Raw genomic sequence first — 15,880 nt, forward strand, 5'->3', positions numbered from 1 at the left:
AAGTATTCTTTTACTTTATAAGTAAATGTCAAAACGCTTTGCACCGGAGCAGACTTATTGTCTTCTCCGGTTTTTTCATTTTTAAACCTAACCTCAACTTAGGTATACTTACCCTATCCTTCTCCAACTTGAGATACACACTATGTCTCATGATGATGACTTAGATCTATTCCAAGAAATGATGGGCGATGTTAAACGTATCGACCATGACACCGCTGAACACCAGAAAGTACACCGAGTCACCGAATCTCACCTTGCTAAGCGTGAAGCCGCTATGTGGCTGTCTGACGACGAGAAAGACTACTTATCATTAGACTATTCGCCAATGATCAAGCCAGACGATGTTGTTGCTTATAAAAAAGACGGTGTACAAGAAGGCGTATACAAAAAGCTGCGCCTAGGAAAATACCCTATTCAAGCCAAGCTCGACCTTCATAGGAAAACACTGAAAGACGCACGTAACGAAGTGCTTTCATTTTTGCGTCAGTGTTTAAGAATGGATGTTCGTACCGTCATCATTGTTCATGGTAAGGGTGAGCGTTCGAATCCACCTGCAATGATGAAAAGCTACGTGGCAAATTGGCTAACACAAATCAACGACGTTCAATGTGTTCATTCTGCTCAGCAATTTCATGGTGGTACGGGCGCAGTCTACGTAATGCTCAGAAAGAGTAATGAGAAAAAGCTAGAGAACAGAGAGCGCCATCAAAAACGCACCAGTTAATAGGTTGAGATAGATAAATGGACTAGTAACGATTTTGCATCAAGATCGATATTTCGTGCCTAGACTCACACCAAGTGCTAAAATTACCTCAGTTAACGAATTTCAACTCAAAGCAACTATCCAAAGGTTGCTTTTTGTTTATCTACATTTCCGTTGTGAAACGCTAAGAGAATATCATGTCACAAGAATCCCAAGCTAAACGCCTTAATAAATACATCAGTGAAACTGGTTTTTGCTCACGCCGCGAAGCCGATAAACTGATTGATGCAGGCCGAGTTACTATTAACGGTAAGATCCCTGAAATGGGTACTAAAGTCTTGCCAGGTGATGATGTTGAGATCGACAATAAGCCTGTTCGCTCAAAAGAGAAGCCGATTTACATTGCTCTCAATAAACCAACAGGTATCACCTGTACGACTGAGCGTGATATTCCTGGCAACATCGTCGACTTTATTGGCCACCACAAGCGCATTTTCCCGATTGGTCGTCTAGATAAGCCTTCTGATGGCCTTATCTTCCTAACCAATGACGGCGACATCGTAAACAAGATCCTACGTGCAGGTAACAACCACGAGAAAGAATACGTGGTGCGTGTAGATAAGCCGATTACGACGGAATTCTTGAAGCAAATGGGCGCTGGCGTTCACATTCTCGATACAGTCACTTTGCCATGTAAAGTAGAGAAAGAGACTAAGTTCTCATTCCGAATTACGCTAACACAAGGCCTTAACCGCCAAATTCGCCGTATGTGTGAAGCGCTCGGTTATGAAGTATTTAAACTGCGTCGTGTTCGTATTATGAATATCTCACTAGACGGTATTCCTAACGGCAAATGGCGCTACCTGAGCGACGAAGAGATCACTGAAATTTTAGCGATGTGTGAAGGCTCAGTAAGTACGGAAGATGCGTCAAAAATGAACGCGAAAGGTCAACGCATTCGCAAAGCGACTGACGCGAAACTTTTTGATAGCCGTGAAGAGAACCAAGCTTCAACAGCGCGCCGTAATCAAAACGAGAACCGTACACGCACCTACCGCGGTAACAATGCGGATGAATTCCGTCATGCACCTAATTCAAAGCGTGGCCGCAATTCATCGAATGGTGAAAGCGGTGGTAATACCGAGAACTGGAAATCGAACTCTCGTTCAGAGCGTTCTAATTCAGATAGAAATCGTTCGGATCGCAATCGCACAGATCGCGATAATACCGATCGTAGAAGCGGGAAGCCGGCAAACCGCAGCCAAGATTCAAACAGACCGAACAAACCTGCACCAAAGCGTGTTGGTGGTACTTTAGGTCTGAAGAAGTAGTCTGAATCAGTAAGACGAGACTCTCGATATAAAAACGCCCGCTAGATTAGTCTAGCGGGCGTTTTTGTTGGTCATTCGATAGTTTTATCATCATGACGACGACAATCTATAAACATAAATCAGCAAACTGGCCGCGAGTCAGAAGTGTTAAGTCTTTTGGGTCTAATTCAATCTCTAGCCCACGCTTACCTGCACTCACACATATCGTTTCAAAATCTGTCGCACTGGAATGAACGAAGGTAGGCAGTGCTTTCTTCTGACCAAGCGGACTAATTCCCCCCACGACATAACCCGTGGTTTTCTGAGCAATATCTGGATCAGCCATCTCTGCTTTTTTGCCTTTCGCCGCTTTTGCTGCCAGCTTTAGGTTTAGCTTCTGGTCGACAGGAATAACGGCGACTGCCAAATCTTTCGCCACACCATTCAAGCAGAACAACAGCGTTTTGAATACACGTTTGGGATCTTGACCAAGCGCTTCAACGGCTTCTAAACCATAGTTCGTATTATTGGCATCATGATGGTACTGATGCACGCTATGAGCGATTTTCTTTTTCTTGGCGAGATTGATTGCTGGGGTCATAACAAATCCAAACGATAGATAAACAAAAAGCGACGCCGAGGCGTCGCTTTAGTTAAATTTATCATGGTGCTAGAGTCAATCTAATTTAGCACCTATTGATACAATTGCTTGGATTCAATTACTTGTAAACCATTTGGCCTGAAGGCGCGTACTTGTTCACGTCAACCGGGCTGTTTGCTTCTAGGTACTCTTTCAGTACTTCAGCATCAACAAAACCAGTATTTACGTAACCTGGGTGATCAGACAGTTTAGGGTAACCGTCACCACCAGCAGCGTTAAAGCTTGGTACTGTGAAACGGTAAGTTTCGTCTAGACGAAGCTGTTTGCCACCGATGAATACATTCGATACTTCACCGTTCGCTACTGTCATAGAGATTCCAGCAAACTGAGCGTAAGCACCAGAATCGATTGGTTTAGTCGCTACTACATTTAGGTAATCCAGAACTTCTTTACCCGTCATGTCTGTGTAAGTCAGGATGTTTGCAAAAGGCTGTACCTTCAGTACATCTTTGTAAGTAACATTACCGGCTTCAATTGAGTCACGAACGCCACCAGAGTTCATCACAGCGAAGTCTGCTTTTGCACGCTCCATGTGAGAAGTCGCAATCAAACGACCTAGGTTGGTCTGTTGGAAACGAACGACGTTACGATCGCCTTCAAGCTTGCCATTTGTCTCAGCGATTTGAACTTCTAGCTGTGCCTGACCTTGCTCTTGGAAAGGACGTAGGAATTCAAGTAGCTCTGGGTCTTGTGCGATTTCATCTTGAATAAGAACACGTTGCTTCTTACCGTCGATCTTAACTTTCTTCTTAAGGTTAACTGGAATCAGGTCGTAGCTCACCATCTCTAGCTCGCCATTACGGAATTCGTAATCAGCACGACCTACGTACTTGCCCCACTCGTGAGCTTGAACGATGTAAGTACCGTTCTGTACGTCAGGCTTACACTCATCACCCGGCTTGAAGTTTTTCTTCGCAACGTTAGGGCCTTCCATACATACAGGCTCTTGAGAGTGACCACCAACGATCATGTCTAGATCGCCTTCGTTTAGGTAACGAGCAAGTGCGACATCACCCGGAGCATTAACACCACGTTGGCCATTTTCGTAGTGACCCATATGAGTCACAGCAAAGATTAGATCCGGTTTTTCTGTTTCTTTAAGTTCAGCGATTAGCTTCTTCGCTTCTTCTTTAGGATCACGGAAGTCGATGCCTGCGATAAATTCAGGGTTACCAATCTTTTGGGTATCTTCAGTTGTTAAACCAATAACCGCAATCTTGATGCCTTGCTTTTCGAACATCTCGTAAGCTTGGAACTTACGTTCACCTGTCGCTTTATCGTAGATGTTTGCAGATAGCATTGGGAAGTTAGCCCAGTCGATCTGCTTTTGTAATACGTCTAAAGAGTTATCAAACTCGTGGTTACCCAATGCCATGGCATCGTAACCAATTTTGTTCATACCTTTAAAATCAGGTTCTGCGTCCTGAAGGTCTGACTCTGGAACACCCGTGTTGATGTCACCGCCAGATAGAAGCAACACGCTACCGCCTTCTGCTTCAACTTCTGAACGAAGTTGGTCAACTAGCGTTTTACGTGCAGACATGCCGTATTCGCCATATTTATTCTGCCAGAAACGACCATGGTTATCGTTTGTGTGAAGAATCGTTAGCTTGTAAGTTTCGTCTTGGTTCCAATCATGAGCTGATTGAGACGCACACCCAGCTAGAGTAGCTAGGATTGCAGCACTTAGTGCTGTCTTTAGAATAAGGCGTTGCTTCATTGTCATACCTTTGAACTTTTTAGGGGAATCCACTGCTTTTTTATCACTCAAACTCAACAAATGTCCGCTAAGGAAACATCGTTAGAATTTAGTAAAACATGAAGTAGTTTAAATTAAGACGGTAAACCTAACAGAGTGATTTCATATTTATGTAGGATAGATCACCTTAATCTCCTATCGAGTGTGTAACAAAGCGGCAAAGTTGCATTTGAGCAAATAAGTGATCACAGGCAAACGTTTTCATAATTTTTTAGATTATTTGTGATTGGCTCAATTCAACATCCCCGAAAAGTGACCTTCGTTAAATTTATTCTATTTATCAAAGCCTTAATTGATACGTTATAACATAGCAACTGGTAAGATAACTGGTTTGAAAGTATCAACTTAACCGCAACTCGCTTACCGATAGGTACAAAAAAGCCGGCGTTTGCGCCGGCTGTTAATTATATGCAGTTCGATTATTTAATATCAATATGCTCAAAGCCTTTGATAAGGTCATCAAGTGCTTTCATCTGCTTCAAGAACGGCTCTAGTTTGTCTAGAGGTAGCGCAGATGGGCCATCACAACGAGCTTGGTCTGGGTTTGGGTGAGCTTCAATGAACAGACCCGCAATACCTGTCGCCAGGCCAGCTTTAGCAAGTTCAACCGTTTGCTCACGACGACCGCCAGATGCAGCACCTGATGGGTCACGCATTTGTAGAGAGTGCGTCACGTCGAAGATGATTGGGCTACCGTTTGAAGACTTCTTCATTACGCCAAAGCCAAGCATATCCACAACAAGGTTATCGTAACCCATGCAAGCGCCACGCTCACAAAGGATGATGTTGTCATTACCGCACTCAGCGAACTTATCAACGATGTTGCCAACTTGATTCGGGCTCATGAACTGAGGCTTCTTCACGTTGATTACTGCGCCAGTCTTAGCCATTGCTTCAACAAGATCAGTTTGACGAGCTAGGAATGCAGGTAGTTGGATTACATCAACCACATCCGCAACAGGCTGAGCTTGAGCTTCTGTGTGGATATCAGTAATGATCTTCACGCCGAAAGTATCTTTCAGCTCTTGGAAGATTTTGAGACCTTCTTCCATTCCTGGACCACGGTATGAATGAACTGAGCTGCGGTTCGCTTTATCAAAAGACGCCTTAAATACGTAAGGGATGCCCAGCTTCTCGGTTACTTTTACATAGTGCTCACAGATCTGCATAGCAAGATCGCGAGATTCAAGAACGTTCATGCCTGCAAATAGCGTAAATGGCTTGTCGTTAGCAATTGGCATATCGCCAATATGAACTGTTTTCTGTTCCATCATATTCTCTCTAAATAATTATTAATTAGTGAACGACCACTGTCTTTTCGTTCATGACGTTCACTTGAGATTTCAGTAACTCAGATGCCGGGTCATCTGGGCATTGGTCGATAAAGTATTGATAATCGGTTACGGCTACTTGGTGACAGTCTAGCTGCTGATAGATAAAACCGCGGTCACGGATTTCATATGGGTCATCAGGTACAAACGTCAAAGCAAGGTCAGTACACTTCAATGCAAGTGTATAACGCTCTTCTCGCAGTAGTGCACTCTTGAGCAGGGCTAACCACTTACCAATAATTGTTGGGTGGTCGGCGACTTCTAAGTGCTCAGGTTTCACCTTAGCTAATGGGCCATCATGGCCAATTAACCATGCTCGCAGCGTTTGTTCGCCAACATACTCACCGTTATAAGGGTTAATATAGGCTGCAGCTTGCCCGTACCAACTTACTTTAAGTAAGAATTGAGTCGGGAAAGAGACGCCCTCTACAGGAAAGCCTAGCTTGCGACCTAGAAAAAGAAAGATCGCCCCCAGACTCACTGGAATGCCTTTCTTTCTCTCAAGCACTTTATCGATGAACGCGTTTTCCGAAGAGAAATACGCATCTTTATCGCCAGCAAAACCCCATTCATAAAAGAATAGTCGAATAAAAGATTCAAACTTCTGCTGTTCATCGGTTTCATTAACCAAAGCAAACTCGGCGTCTTTTAACAATCTCGCCAGCTCTTGCTCTGCCCAACTGTCTTGAGTTTCTGGGTTAATCGCTTTATTTAAGATCAATGCACCTTCAGCTAACTCTAGCTGGTCAAAGTCTTCATCAAAAAATTCGTACATAGATAGTTAACCGAAATAAGGAGATAATTAACCGAAAAATGTTGGTGTCTTGGTCATTGCGATTTTGCCTGCCATCGCTAACCAGCCAAGCGCACCAAAGAAAGAGAATACTCTCAGTAGCTTGTTTTTACCTAGCTTAAGCGCAAAGAAACCTAATGCGATGTAAGCCATAACACAAGTTAGTTTTTCGGTTAACCATGGTGCTGCTGGTGTAAATGGAATAAAGCCAGTGATGAAAATCAAACCAATGCCCGATAGCAATAGCAACGAGTCATTGATATGAGGGAAACGCTGCAAGAAAGGATGCTTAAGCTTAGGTGAGTTAGCCATCATAAGAGCGAAACGAATCGAGAGAAGTAGCGCACTTATAGCAATCGTTAATAGGTGAAAATGTTTTAGACCTTCGTACATGGTATTCCTTTATATTTTTATATGTGCTTTCGTTAACACGAGCCTCACAATACCCGTTAATGCTCTGTGGTTCTGCATAAAATCTCTGTATTTCTGCGTTAAATGCATTATCGGGTTAAATGTATTGTCGAGTTAAAGGTATCAATTTAGCAAGTTAATCATCTATTGCTCACAAGATGATTAACAGCAGCCTATGAACAGTAACGACCCAATGTCACTCGGTCATTACCACCGTAATCTTTCTCTGTCACAACATCGAGATATCCGAGCACCTGCATAATCTCACGTACAGCTAAACCTTGGTCGTAACCGTGTTCAAACGCTAACCAACCTTCGTTTTCTAAAAAGCCACGTGCGTTTTCAGAGATGTATCGAATATCCGCGAGCCCTTTCTCTTCAGCCACTAACGCTGTGATCGGTTCAAAACGCACATCACCTTGAGATAAATGAGGATCATTCTTCTCAATGTATGGCGGGTTAGAAACAATCAGAGAGAATTTAACAACGCCTTCAGAGCTCAAAGGCTCAAACCAACTACCATGCAAAAAAGTCGCATTGGTGATGTTGAGACGCTGTGCATTCTCTGTCGCAAGCTGCTGCGCTTCAGGGCGAAGATCAATACCCGTCACCTGTCGATTCGGCATCTCAGACGCCAATGCTAACGCGATAGCACCTGTACCTGTCCCTAAATCGAGAATCGCGCCTTGCTTGCCAAAGGTTTTATCCAACGCTACTTCAACCAAACGCTCGGTATCTGGGCGTGGGATTAATGTAGAAGGGGAAACTTTTAACGGCAGTGACCAAAACTCACGCTCACCGATAATGTAAGCCACAGGCTCACCGGTTAAGCGACGTTTTAGAAGGGCATTGAATTCAGACTCTTGCTCAGAGGTGAGATGCTTCTCAGGCCAAGTCAGTAGGTAAGATCTTGGTTTATCTAAGGCGTGACAAAGCAGTACCGCGGCATCAATAGAGGGTGATGTGTTATCACCCTCTTGAAGCTTTACGATTGCTGCTTTTAAAGCACTTTCAACCGTATATGCTGACTGCATACTGGTTAGTTGTTCTCTGCAAGTGCAGCAAGCTGATCGGCTTGGTGCTCTTGAAGTACAGGATCAAGCAAGCTTTGCATGTCACCTTCAAGTACTTCGTTAAGACGGTAAATTGTAAGGTTGATACGGTGATCCGAAACACGGCCTTGTGGGTAGTTGTACGTACGAATACGGTCACTACGGTCACCCGAACCTAGTAGGTTACGACGTGTATCAGAAACCGCTGCCGCGCGGCGCTCTTCTTCTGCTTGAACAATACGAGCAGCAAGAACAGCCATCGCTTTCGCTTTGTTTTTATGCTGAGAACGCTCGTCCTGACACTCTACTACTGTACCCGTTGGTAAGTGAGTAATACGGATTGCTGAATCCGTGGTGTTAACGTGCTGACCACCCGCGCCTGATGCACGGAAAGTATCAATTTTAAGGTCGCCCGCTTTGATTTCTGGAAGATCCGCTTCTGGGATCTCAGGCATAACCGCAACCGTACATGCTGACGTGTGAACACGGCCTTGAGATTCGGTTTCAGGTACACGTTGTACACGGTGACCGCCTGACTCAAACTTCATGGTGCCGTAAACAGCGTCGCCACTAACCTTAGCGATCATCTCTTTGTAGCCGCCTTGCTCAGAAGCATTGCTGCTCATGATTTCAACACGCCAACCTTTCTTCTCAGCAAACTTAGAGTACATACGGAACAGGTTGCCCGCGAAGATACCTGCTTCATCACCACCCGCACCTGCGCGGATTTCTAGGAAACAGTTACGCTCATCGTTTGGATCTTTTGGAATAAGAAGAATCTGTAGCTCATCAGTCAGACGCTCAATTGCTGCTTTCGCATCTTTGATTTCATCTTGAGCCATTTCACGCATTTCTGCGTCGTCTTCGTTTGCCATCTCTTCAGCAGCTTCTAGATCTTCTTTCGCTTGCTGGTATGACTGGAAGCAAGCTGTCACTTCTTCAAGTTGAGAGTATTCTTTCGAAAGTGCACGGAATTTGTCTTGATTCCCGATTACATCTGGATCACCAAGTAGGTGTTGAACTTCTTCATAGCGTTCAACAAGTGTTTCAAGCTTTACTAGAATCGAGGCTTTCATAATGTCTTATCTTGTTGGAGGTCTAATATTATTGAGGGTTTTCTAAGCCCAAACTCTGTCTAATGACCATTAATTTTGCAGGTTCTCCTTGCTCAGCTGCACTTTGAAGTGCGCGCGTTGGAGCATGGATCAATTTGTTTGTGAGCTTATTGCTGAGCTCGAGTAAAACTTTTTCAGGGTCACCGCCAGCGGCAAGCGATTGTAAACTTTTACTTAATAATTCTTCGCGGATTTCGTTAGCCGATTTACGGTAATCTCGAATACTGTCTACCGCTTGTAAAGAGCGCATCCAACTCATGAACGCGGCACTTTCTTCACTGACGATCGCTTCAGCTTGAATCGCTTCAACTTTACGTTGTTCGATATTGCCATCAACAATCGACTGCAAATCATCAACCGAATAAAGGTAGGCATCATTTAGATCACCAACCTGCGATTCCACATCACGTGGAACGGCAATATCAACCAATAACATCGGCTGATGCTTTCTTGTTTTTAGAGCAGTCTCAACCATACCCTTACCGATAATAGGCAATGGACTTGCGGTTGAGCTAATTACGATGTCCGCTCGATGAAGATGATCAGGGATCTCATTCAAGCTGATCACTTCAGCACCAAATTCTTCTGCTAGCCCTAGAGCACGTTCTCGAGTTCGGTTCGCCACAATCATTTTTGTACAGCCATTCGCCGAAAGGTGCTTAGCCACCAGCTCAATGGTTTCACCCGCACCAACCAGTAACACGGTTGAATCTGCGATGGATTCAAAAATATGCTTGGCTAAGGTACAGGCTGCGTAAGCTACAGAAACCGCGCTTCCGCCGATTTCAGTTTCAGTTCGAACACGCTTCGCAACAGAAAATGATTTCTGGAATAGTTTTTCCATTGAAGCATCAACGGATTTGTTCTCTCGCGAGTCCGTATACGCTTGCTTCACCTGACCTAAGATCTGCGGTTCACCCAAGACTAAAGAGTCCAAACCACAAGCAACGCGCATTAAGTGTTTAATCGCCGCCTGCTCTTCATGGATATAAAGGCTTGGCTTTAGCTCTTCTGGGCTAACTTGATGGAAAACCGACAACCAATCGATGAGTTTGTTTTTAGCCACGCCTTTAACGTCGCAATACACTTCAGTTCGATTACAGGTAGAAAGTATGACACTTCCATTCACGTGTGCATTTGCGTTAAGTTGCTTGAGTGCCTCAGATAATTTATCTGGACCAAAAGCGACTTTTTCTCGCAATTCAACCGACGCTGTATTGTGATTGATACCTACGGCAAGCAAAGACATGTATCAGAAGTTCTCGATCAGGGAATGGAAACAAGGGGCGAATTTTACTTGATGCATGGCTCTATTTAAAGAGCAAGCGGGATTTGTTTTCCTGAGTTCGTGAATTCAATGCTATAGTTGAAGCGTTTTTTAGATAAATTTGAACAAGTTGTGAGCAAATATGAGCAAACTTCGTAGAATCACGTCTCTTATTTTTATGACCATAATTATGGTGGGTTGCTCGTCTATACCTGAACAACCGACCAGTGTTGAGTGGCAAAGTCACCAAGATCGGCTTTTACAGATAGAAAACTATCAAGCCTCAGGCAAGCTCGCTTACATTTCTCCAGAGCAGCGCCAAAGCCTAAACTTCATTTGGAAGCATTCACCAAATCACAGTCAATTAAGGCTCACGACATTCCTCGGTCAAACCGCATTGAACCTGACTATAGATCCGTCGGGGGCCAAAGTGGTGACCTATGACGACCAAGTATTTACTCACGCAAGTGCCTCTGTATTGGTTGAGCAACTGACAGGTTTGCAGATACCTATTGATCACCTGCCTCAATGGTTCCTTGGCATTCCAGACCAAGCTGACAGCTACCAGTTAAATACAACTAACACGCTTGAGTCTCTAACCAAACAAGTCAGCAGCCAGCTATGGACACTGAACTTCGCTAACTATCGCAATACAGAGATGCCGAATAAGCAACTATCGGGTGAAGACAACACTAAGGTAGAGATAATCCCACTCCCTACTCGATTGTCATTCAAGCAAGACAATAACAAAATCAACATTGTAGTTTCGAAGTGGACACTGAAAAGATGATAACAACGCCAACCCATTGGCCTTCTCCGGCTAAACTGAATTTATTTCTCTATATCACTGGTCGACGTGACAATGGCTATCACGAACTTCAAACTTTATTTCAGTTTGTCGATTTTGGTGATGAACTGACGGTTACCGCAAACTCAGAAACTAGCTCGATAACAATCACACCAGAAATCCCTGGGGTAGCACTTGAAGACAACCTGATCTGGAAAGCCGCTACTGCACTTCAACAGTACACCTCAACCTCTTTCGGTGCCGATATTGAGCTAAAGAAAGTGCTACCAATGGGTGGTGGTATTGGCGGAGGCTCTTCAAATGCTGCAACTGTGTTAGTGGCGCTTAATTACTTGTGGCAACTGAATCTTTCTGAGGATCAACTTGCAGAGATCGGTCTGAACCTTGGCGCTGATGTACCAGTGTTTGTGCGAGGCCATGCCGCCTTTGCTGAAGGCGTTGGTGAGCAGTTGCTACCTGCTAATCCGGATGAAAAATGGTATCTCGTGATTAAGCCTCAAGTGAGCATAGCAACTGTGGACATATTCACACATCCCGAATTAACCAGAAATACGCCAAAGCGAGCGCTATCAACGCTTCTAGAGCAAGAATACGTAAACGATTGCGAAAAAATTGTTCGAATGCTGTACCCAGAGGTTGATAAGCAACTTTCATGGCTGCTACAATACGCGCCGTCGAGATTGACTGGCACAGGTTCGTGCGTTTTTGCTGAATTTAGCAGCAAAAAAGAAGCCGAATTGGTGCTAGAAAAACTGCCTGACGCCGTTTCCGCATTTGTAGCGAAAGGACGAAACACTTCTCCTTTAAAAGAAACGTTGGCTGAATACCACTCAGCCCACCCACAATCTATTTAAAACTGGACGCAACCCGAGGTTTCCACCGTGCCTGATATGAAGCTATTTGCTGGTAACGCAACACCTGAACTAGCCCAACGTATTGCTGATCGTCTATACATCTCTCTTGGCGATGCTACTGTAGACCGTTTTTCTGATGGCGAAGTCGCTGTTCAAATCAATGAAAACGTTCGTGGTAGCGATGTATTCCTGATTCAATCAACTTGTGCACCAACCAATGACAACCTAATGGAATTGGTGGTAATGATTGACGCAATGCGCCGTGCTTCTGCTGGCCGTATTACTGCTGTAATCCCTTACTTCGGTTATGCCCGTCAAGATCGTCGTGTACGTTCTGCACGTGTGCCAATTACTGCAAAAGTTGTTGCAGATTTCCTTTCTAACGTTGGCGTAGACCGCGTTCTTACTATCGACCTACACGCAGAGCAAATCCAAGGCTTCTTCGATGTACCAGTTGATAACATCTTCGGTACTCCTGTTCTTCTAGAAGACATGGCTAACCGTGGCCTAGAAAACCCAGTTGTGGTTTCTCCAGACCTTGGTGGTGTTGTACGTGCTCGTGCAACGGCTAAAGCGCTAGGTGACGTTGATATCGCTATCGTTGATAAGCGTCGTCCACGTGCTAACGTTTCTGAAGTAATGAACCTAATCGGTGATGTTGAAGGCCGCGACTGCGTGATCGTTGATGACATGATCGATACAGGTGGCACACTATGTAAAGCAGCTGAAGCGCTTAAAGAGCGCGGTGCTAAGCGTGTATTCGCTTACGCAACTCACGCTGTTTTCTCTGGTACTGCTGCAAACAACATCAAGAACTCTGTTCTAGACCAAGTTATCGTAACGGATTCTATCTCTCTATCTCCAGAGATGGCTGCGACGGGTAAAGTGACAACACTTAGCCTTTCTCGCATGCTTGCTGAAGCGATTCGTCGTATCAGCAACGAAGAATCAATCTCAGCGATGTTCAACTAATCAAAGCCCAATAGCTTTTTTTACAAAAGCTTGGTTTTAGAAACACGCGAGAGAAAGATATTAAGCACTTCAGTCAATGAAGTGCTTTTTTTATGTCTGAGTAATATTGCACTGCTAGTTATCACAAACAGGAATAATCGCGCAGCTATCAGCTAGCTCGCACCTTTTTCATAAACTGTGATATCATACGGCGCTTTTTGAAATCCCAAGAGAGATCCATACCTTGAGCCAACAAATAAAACTTCTCGTTGGACTGGCTAATCCAGGTCCAGAATACGCCAAAACTCGCCACAACGCGGGCGCTTGGGTAGTTGAAGAATTAGCGCGTGTACATAACGTGACACTAAAGAACGAACCAAAGTTCTTTGGCCTAACGGGTCGTATCATGGTTCACGGTGAAGATCTTCGTTTGCTGATCCCAACGACTTTTATGAACTTGTCAGGCAAAGCAGTTGCAGCCTTAGCAAAGTTCTACCAAATTAAACCAGAAGAGATCATGGTCGCTCACGATGAGTTAGATCTGCCTCCTGGTATTGGAAAGTTTAAAAAAGGTGGTGGTCATGGCGGACATAATGGTCTGAAAGACATCATCAGCAAGCAGGGTAACAATAAAGAATTCTATCGTCTTAGATTAGGCATCGGCCATCCAGGACACAAAGATAAAGTTGCAGGTTATGTATTAGGCAAAGCTCCTCAAAAAGAGCAAGAGTGTATCGAGGCCGTCGTTGACGAATCGGTTCGCAGCCTAGACATCTTATTAAAAGATGGCCTACCAAAAGCACAAAATCGCTTACATACGTTCAAAGCAGAATAAGGTTTATATCATGGGTTTTAAATGTGGCATCGTTGGTCTACCAAACGTTGGTAAGTCAACTCTGTTTAACGCACTGACTAAAGCAGGCATCGAAGCAGCAAACTTTCCATTTTGTACGATCGAACCAAACACAGGTATCGTTCCGGTTCCAGATCTACGCTTAGATGCATTAGCAAAAATTGTTAATCCACAGAAGATCCTTCCAACGACAATGGAATTCGTAGATATCGCGGGCCTAGTTGCTGGCGCATCTAAAGGTGAAGGTCTTGGTAACAAATTCCTAGCTAACATCCGTGAAACTGACGCTATCGGTCACGTTGTACGCTGCTTTGAAAATGAAAACATTGTTCACGTTGCTGGCAAAGTATCTCCAATTGAAGATATCGAAGTGATCAACCTAGAACTTGCACTGGCTGACTTAGACAGCTGTGAGCGTGCAATTCAACGTAACGCGAAGAAAGCGAAAGGCGGCGACAAAGACGCTAAATTCGAAATCACTGTACTAGAAAAGCTACTTCCAGTTCTAACTGAAGGTGGTATGGCACGTACTGTTGAACTTGGCAAAGAAGAAGCGGCAGCAATCGGCTACCTAAACTTCCTAACGCTTAAGCCAACAATGTACATCGCAAACGTTGCAGAAGATGGTTTTGAAAATAACCCATACCTAGACGCTGTTCGTGAATACGCAGAAAACGAAAACAACGTTGTTGTTGCTGTTTGTGCAGCAATCGAATCAGAGCTTTCTGAGCTTGATGACGAAGATCGCGAAGAGTTCCTTGCGGATATGGGTATCGAAGAACCAGGTCTTAACCGAGTGATCCGCTCTGGTTACGAACTACTGACTCTTCAGACTTACTTCACAGCTGGTGTTAAAGAAGTTCGTGCTTGGACAATCCCTGTAGGTGCAACTGCGCCACAAGCAGCGGGTAAGATCCACACAGACTTCGAGAAAGGTTTCATCCGTGCTGAAGTTGTTGGATTCGATCACTTCATCGAATTTAACGGTGAGAGCGGAGCGAAAGACGCAGGTAAATGGCGCCTTGAAGGTAAAGAATACATTGTTAAAGATGGTGACGTTGTTCACTTCCGCTTCAATGTATAATTCTGATTAAACATCTAGAAAAAAGGCCAGTGAATTCACTGGCCTTTTTGTTTTTCCCCTTTCTAAATTGTCCCTCACCAGAAACTTAACTTCCTATATATATCGCCTTTTAGACCTGTTTTTTGTCGACAAATACGCCTCTTTGCCTAAAAAGAAACCGAACAGATGTTTATTCGCGATTTATTCAAAAAAAAAGTTGACGGGTTTCACTCAACTCCGCATAATGCGCCCCGTTCACAGCGAAGCGGCAACGTTTCGAAATGAGCAACAATATGGAAATGGCTACTTAGCTCAGTTGGTTAGAGCACATCACTCATAATGATGGGGTCGCAGGTTCAAATCCCGCAGTAGCCACCATTTCCTAAGCACTCTATTTGATATTAAAGTTTGTCTTTAGTAACAAAGAGTTTTTAGGAAATAACGCGGTCGTGGCGGAATTGGTAGACGCACCAGATTTAGGTTCTGGCGCCGAGAGGTGTGAGAGTTCAAGTCTCTCCGACCGCACCATATTGAGATATCTTAATTGATATCATTGTTGGGCTATCGCCAAGCGGTAAGGCACCGGCTTTTGATGCCGGCATTCCCTGGTTCGAATCCAGGTAGCCCAGCCACTATTTAAAGTGTAATTATCTTTAAAAAGATAATGGCATTGAAAGCAAGATTATATTATATTGTCTCGCTCTCAGATGGCTACTTAGCTCAGTTGGTTAGAGCACATCACTCATAATGATGGGGTCGCAGGTTCAAATCCCGCAGTAGCCACCATTCTTTCTTCGAGAAAGAAAAGACAACGTTATATTGAATCACCAATATTCAGTATGACTATAAAGATTTGCTGCGGTCGTGGCGGAATTGGTAGACGCACCAGATTTAGGTTCTGGCGCCGAGAGGTGTGAGAGTTCAAGTCTCTCCGACCGCACCATTATTT

Annotated in this window: 15 protein-coding genes and 5 tRNA genes; 12 read left to right on the top strand and 8 right to left on the bottom strand. The window is 44.3% G+C overall.

The window, feature by feature from the left end:
• Positions 1-142 precede the first annotated feature (142 nt).
• Positions 143-724, top strand: a complete 582-nt coding sequence (gene smrA / locus AB4263_RS11080) for a DNA endonuclease SmrA (RefSeq protein WP_017062320.1) — start codon at positions 143-145, stop codon at positions 722-724.
• A gap of 176 nt (positions 725-900) precedes the next feature.
• Complete coding sequence (gene rluF / locus AB4263_RS11085) at positions 901-2,034, top strand: 23S rRNA pseudouridine(2604) synthase RluF (RefSeq protein ID WP_017064161.1); 1,134 nt, start codon at positions 901-903, stop codon at positions 2,032-2,034.
• Positions 2,035-2,140: 106 nt separating this feature from the next.
• Here the strand turns inward: rluF and ybaK are convergent, their stop codons facing one another.
• The 8 genes from ybaK to hemA all read right to left on the bottom strand — a co-directional run bounded on the left by ybaK (position 2,141) and on the right by hemA (position 10,384).
• Positions 2,141-2,614 (bottom strand): Cys-tRNA(Pro) deacylase, encoded by a 474-nt coding sequence (gene ybaK / locus AB4263_RS11090; protein ID WP_048615700.1) that lies wholly within the window; start codon positions 2,612-2,614, stop codon positions 2,141-2,143.
• A gap of 118 nt (positions 2,615-2,732) precedes the next feature.
• On the bottom strand, positions 2,733-4,394 hold the full coding sequence (gene ushA / locus AB4263_RS11095; protein ID WP_017064163.1) for a bifunctional UDP-sugar hydrolase/5'-nucleotidase UshA: 1,662 nt from the start codon (positions 4,392-4,394) through the stop codon (positions 2,733-2,735).
• A gap of 458 nt (positions 4,395-4,852) precedes the next feature.
• Positions 4,853-5,707 carry a 3-deoxy-8-phosphooctulonate synthase gene (gene kdsA, locus AB4263_RS11100; RefSeq protein WP_017069619.1) on the bottom strand — a complete coding sequence of 285 codons (855 nt, stop codon included), beginning with the start codon at positions 5,705-5,707 and terminating at the stop codon, positions 4,853-4,855.
• Between the two features lie 22 nt (positions 5,708-5,729).
• The gene (locus AB4263_RS11105; protein WP_136974806.1) at positions 5,730-6,539 is read right to left on the bottom strand and encodes a SirB1 family protein; all 810 of its coding nucleotides are present in this window, start codon (positions 6,537-6,539) and stop codon (positions 5,730-5,732) included.
• 27 nt (positions 6,540-6,566) lie between these two features.
• Positions 6,567-6,950, bottom strand: coding sequence for a SirB2 family protein (locus tag AB4263_RS11110; RefSeq protein ID WP_009848726.1), 384 nt, complete (start codon positions 6,948-6,950; stop codon positions 6,567-6,569).
• Positions 6,951-7,141: 191 nt separating this feature from the next.
• Complete coding sequence (prmC, locus tag AB4263_RS11115) at positions 7,142-8,002, bottom strand: peptide chain release factor N(5)-glutamine methyltransferase (RefSeq protein ID WP_372098210.1); 861 nt, start codon at positions 8,000-8,002, stop codon at positions 7,142-7,144.
• A 5-nt stretch (positions 8,003-8,007) separates the two neighbouring features.
• Positions 8,008-9,096, bottom strand: a complete 1,089-nt coding sequence (prfA, locus tag AB4263_RS11120; RefSeq protein ID WP_017062313.1) for a peptide chain release factor 1 — start codon at positions 9,094-9,096, stop codon at positions 8,008-8,010.
• Between the two features lie 28 nt (positions 9,097-9,124).
• Complete coding sequence (hemA, locus tag AB4263_RS11125) at positions 9,125-10,384, bottom strand: glutamyl-tRNA reductase (protein ID WP_017062312.1); 1,260 nt, start codon at positions 10,382-10,384, stop codon at positions 9,125-9,127.
• A gap of 160 nt (positions 10,385-10,544) precedes the next feature.
• Between hemA and lolB the strand changes: the two genes are divergently transcribed.
• From lolB to AB4263_RS11175, 10 genes are all read left to right on the top strand, one after another.
• Positions 10,545-11,192, top strand: a complete 648-nt coding sequence (gene lolB, locus AB4263_RS11130; protein WP_372098211.1) for a lipoprotein insertase outer membrane protein LolB — start codon at positions 10,545-10,547, stop codon at positions 11,190-11,192.
• Positions 11,189-12,064, top strand: coding sequence for a 4-(cytidine 5'-diphospho)-2-C-methyl-D-erythritol kinase (gene ispE / locus AB4263_RS11135; protein ID WP_136979861.1), 876 nt, complete (start codon positions 11,189-11,191; stop codon positions 12,062-12,064). Before lolB ends, ispE begins: the two co-directional genes overlap by 4 nt.
• A 27-nt stretch (positions 12,065-12,091) precedes the next feature.
• A complete protein-coding gene (locus tag AB4263_RS11140; protein WP_004739814.1) occupies positions 12,092-13,036 on the top strand; it encodes a ribose-phosphate pyrophosphokinase in 945 nt (314 codons plus the stop codon).
• A 223-nt stretch (positions 13,037-13,259) separates the two neighbouring features.
• On the top strand, positions 13,260-13,850 hold the full coding sequence (pth, locus tag AB4263_RS11145; RefSeq protein ID WP_004739815.1) for an aminoacyl-tRNA hydrolase: 591 nt from the start codon (positions 13,260-13,262) through the stop codon (positions 13,848-13,850).
• A gap of 10 nt (positions 13,851-13,860) precedes the next feature.
• A complete protein-coding gene (gene ychF / locus AB4263_RS11150) occupies positions 13,861-14,952 on the top strand; it encodes a redox-regulated ATPase YchF (protein ID WP_010439159.1) in 1,092 nt (363 codons plus the stop codon).
• Between the two features lie 280 nt (positions 14,953-15,232).
• Positions 15,233-15,309, top strand: a tRNA-Met gene (locus tag AB4263_RS11155).
• A gap of 65 nt (positions 15,310-15,374) precedes the next feature.
• A tRNA-Leu gene (locus AB4263_RS11160) sits at positions 15,375-15,459 on the top strand.
• Between the two features lie 29 nt (positions 15,460-15,488).
• Positions 15,489-15,563 (top strand) — tRNA-Gln (locus AB4263_RS11165).
• 77 nt (positions 15,564-15,640) lie between these two features.
• A tRNA-Met gene (locus tag AB4263_RS11170) sits at positions 15,641-15,717 on the top strand.
• Positions 15,718-15,789: 72 nt separating this feature from the next.
• A tRNA-Leu gene (locus AB4263_RS11175) sits at positions 15,790-15,874 on the top strand.
• Positions 15,875-15,880: the final 6 nt, after the last annotated feature.

It is taken from the genome of Vibrio sp. 10N.261.55.C5 (assembly GCF_041470505.1).
Taxonomy (GTDB): domain Bacteria; phylum Pseudomonadota; class Gammaproteobacteria; order Enterobacterales; family Vibrionaceae; genus Vibrio; species Vibrio crassostreae_C.

Coding starts and splice junctions, on each gene's coding strand:
- smrA (WP_017062320.1), top strand. CDS start 143: ATGTCTCATGATGATGACTTAGATCTATTCCAAGAAATGATGGGCGAT.
- rluF (WP_017064161.1), top strand. CDS start 901: ATGTCACAAGAATCCCAAGCTAAACGCCTTAATAAATACATCAGTGAA.
- ybaK (WP_048615700.1), bottom strand. CDS start 2,614: ATGACCCCAGCAATCAATCTCGCCAAGAAAAAGAAAATCGCTCATAGC.
- ushA (WP_017064163.1), bottom strand. CDS start 4,394: ATGAAGCAACGCCTTATTCTAAAGACAGCACTAAGTGCTGCAATCCTA.
- kdsA (WP_017069619.1), bottom strand. CDS start 5,707: ATGATGGAACAGAAAACAGTTCATATTGGCGATATGCCAATTGCTAAC.
- AB4263_RS11105 (WP_136974806.1), bottom strand. CDS start 6,539: ATGTACGAATTTTTTGATGAAGACTTTGACCAGCTAGAGTTAGCTGAA.
- AB4263_RS11110 (WP_009848726.1), bottom strand. CDS start 6,950: ATGTACGAAGGTCTAAAACATTTTCACCTATTAACGATTGCTATAAGT.
- prmC (WP_372098210.1), bottom strand. CDS start 8,002: ATGCAGTCAGCATATACGGTTGAAAGTGCTTTAAAAGCAGCAATCGTA.
- prfA (WP_017062313.1), bottom strand. CDS start 9,096: ATGAAAGCCTCGATTCTAGTAAAGCTTGAAACACTTGTTGAACGCTAT.
- hemA (WP_017062312.1), bottom strand. CDS start 10,384: ATGTCTTTGCTTGCCGTAGGTATCAATCACAATACAGCGTCGGTTGAA.
- lolB (WP_372098211.1), top strand. CDS start 10,545: ATGAGCAAACTTCGTAGAATCACGTCTCTTATTTTTATGACCATAATT.
- ispE (WP_136979861.1), top strand. CDS start 11,189: ATGATAACAACGCCAACCCATTGGCCTTCTCCGGCTAAACTGAATTTA.
- ychF (WP_010439159.1), top strand. CDS start 13,861: ATGGGTTTTAAATGTGGCATCGTTGGTCTACCAAACGTTGGTAAGTCA.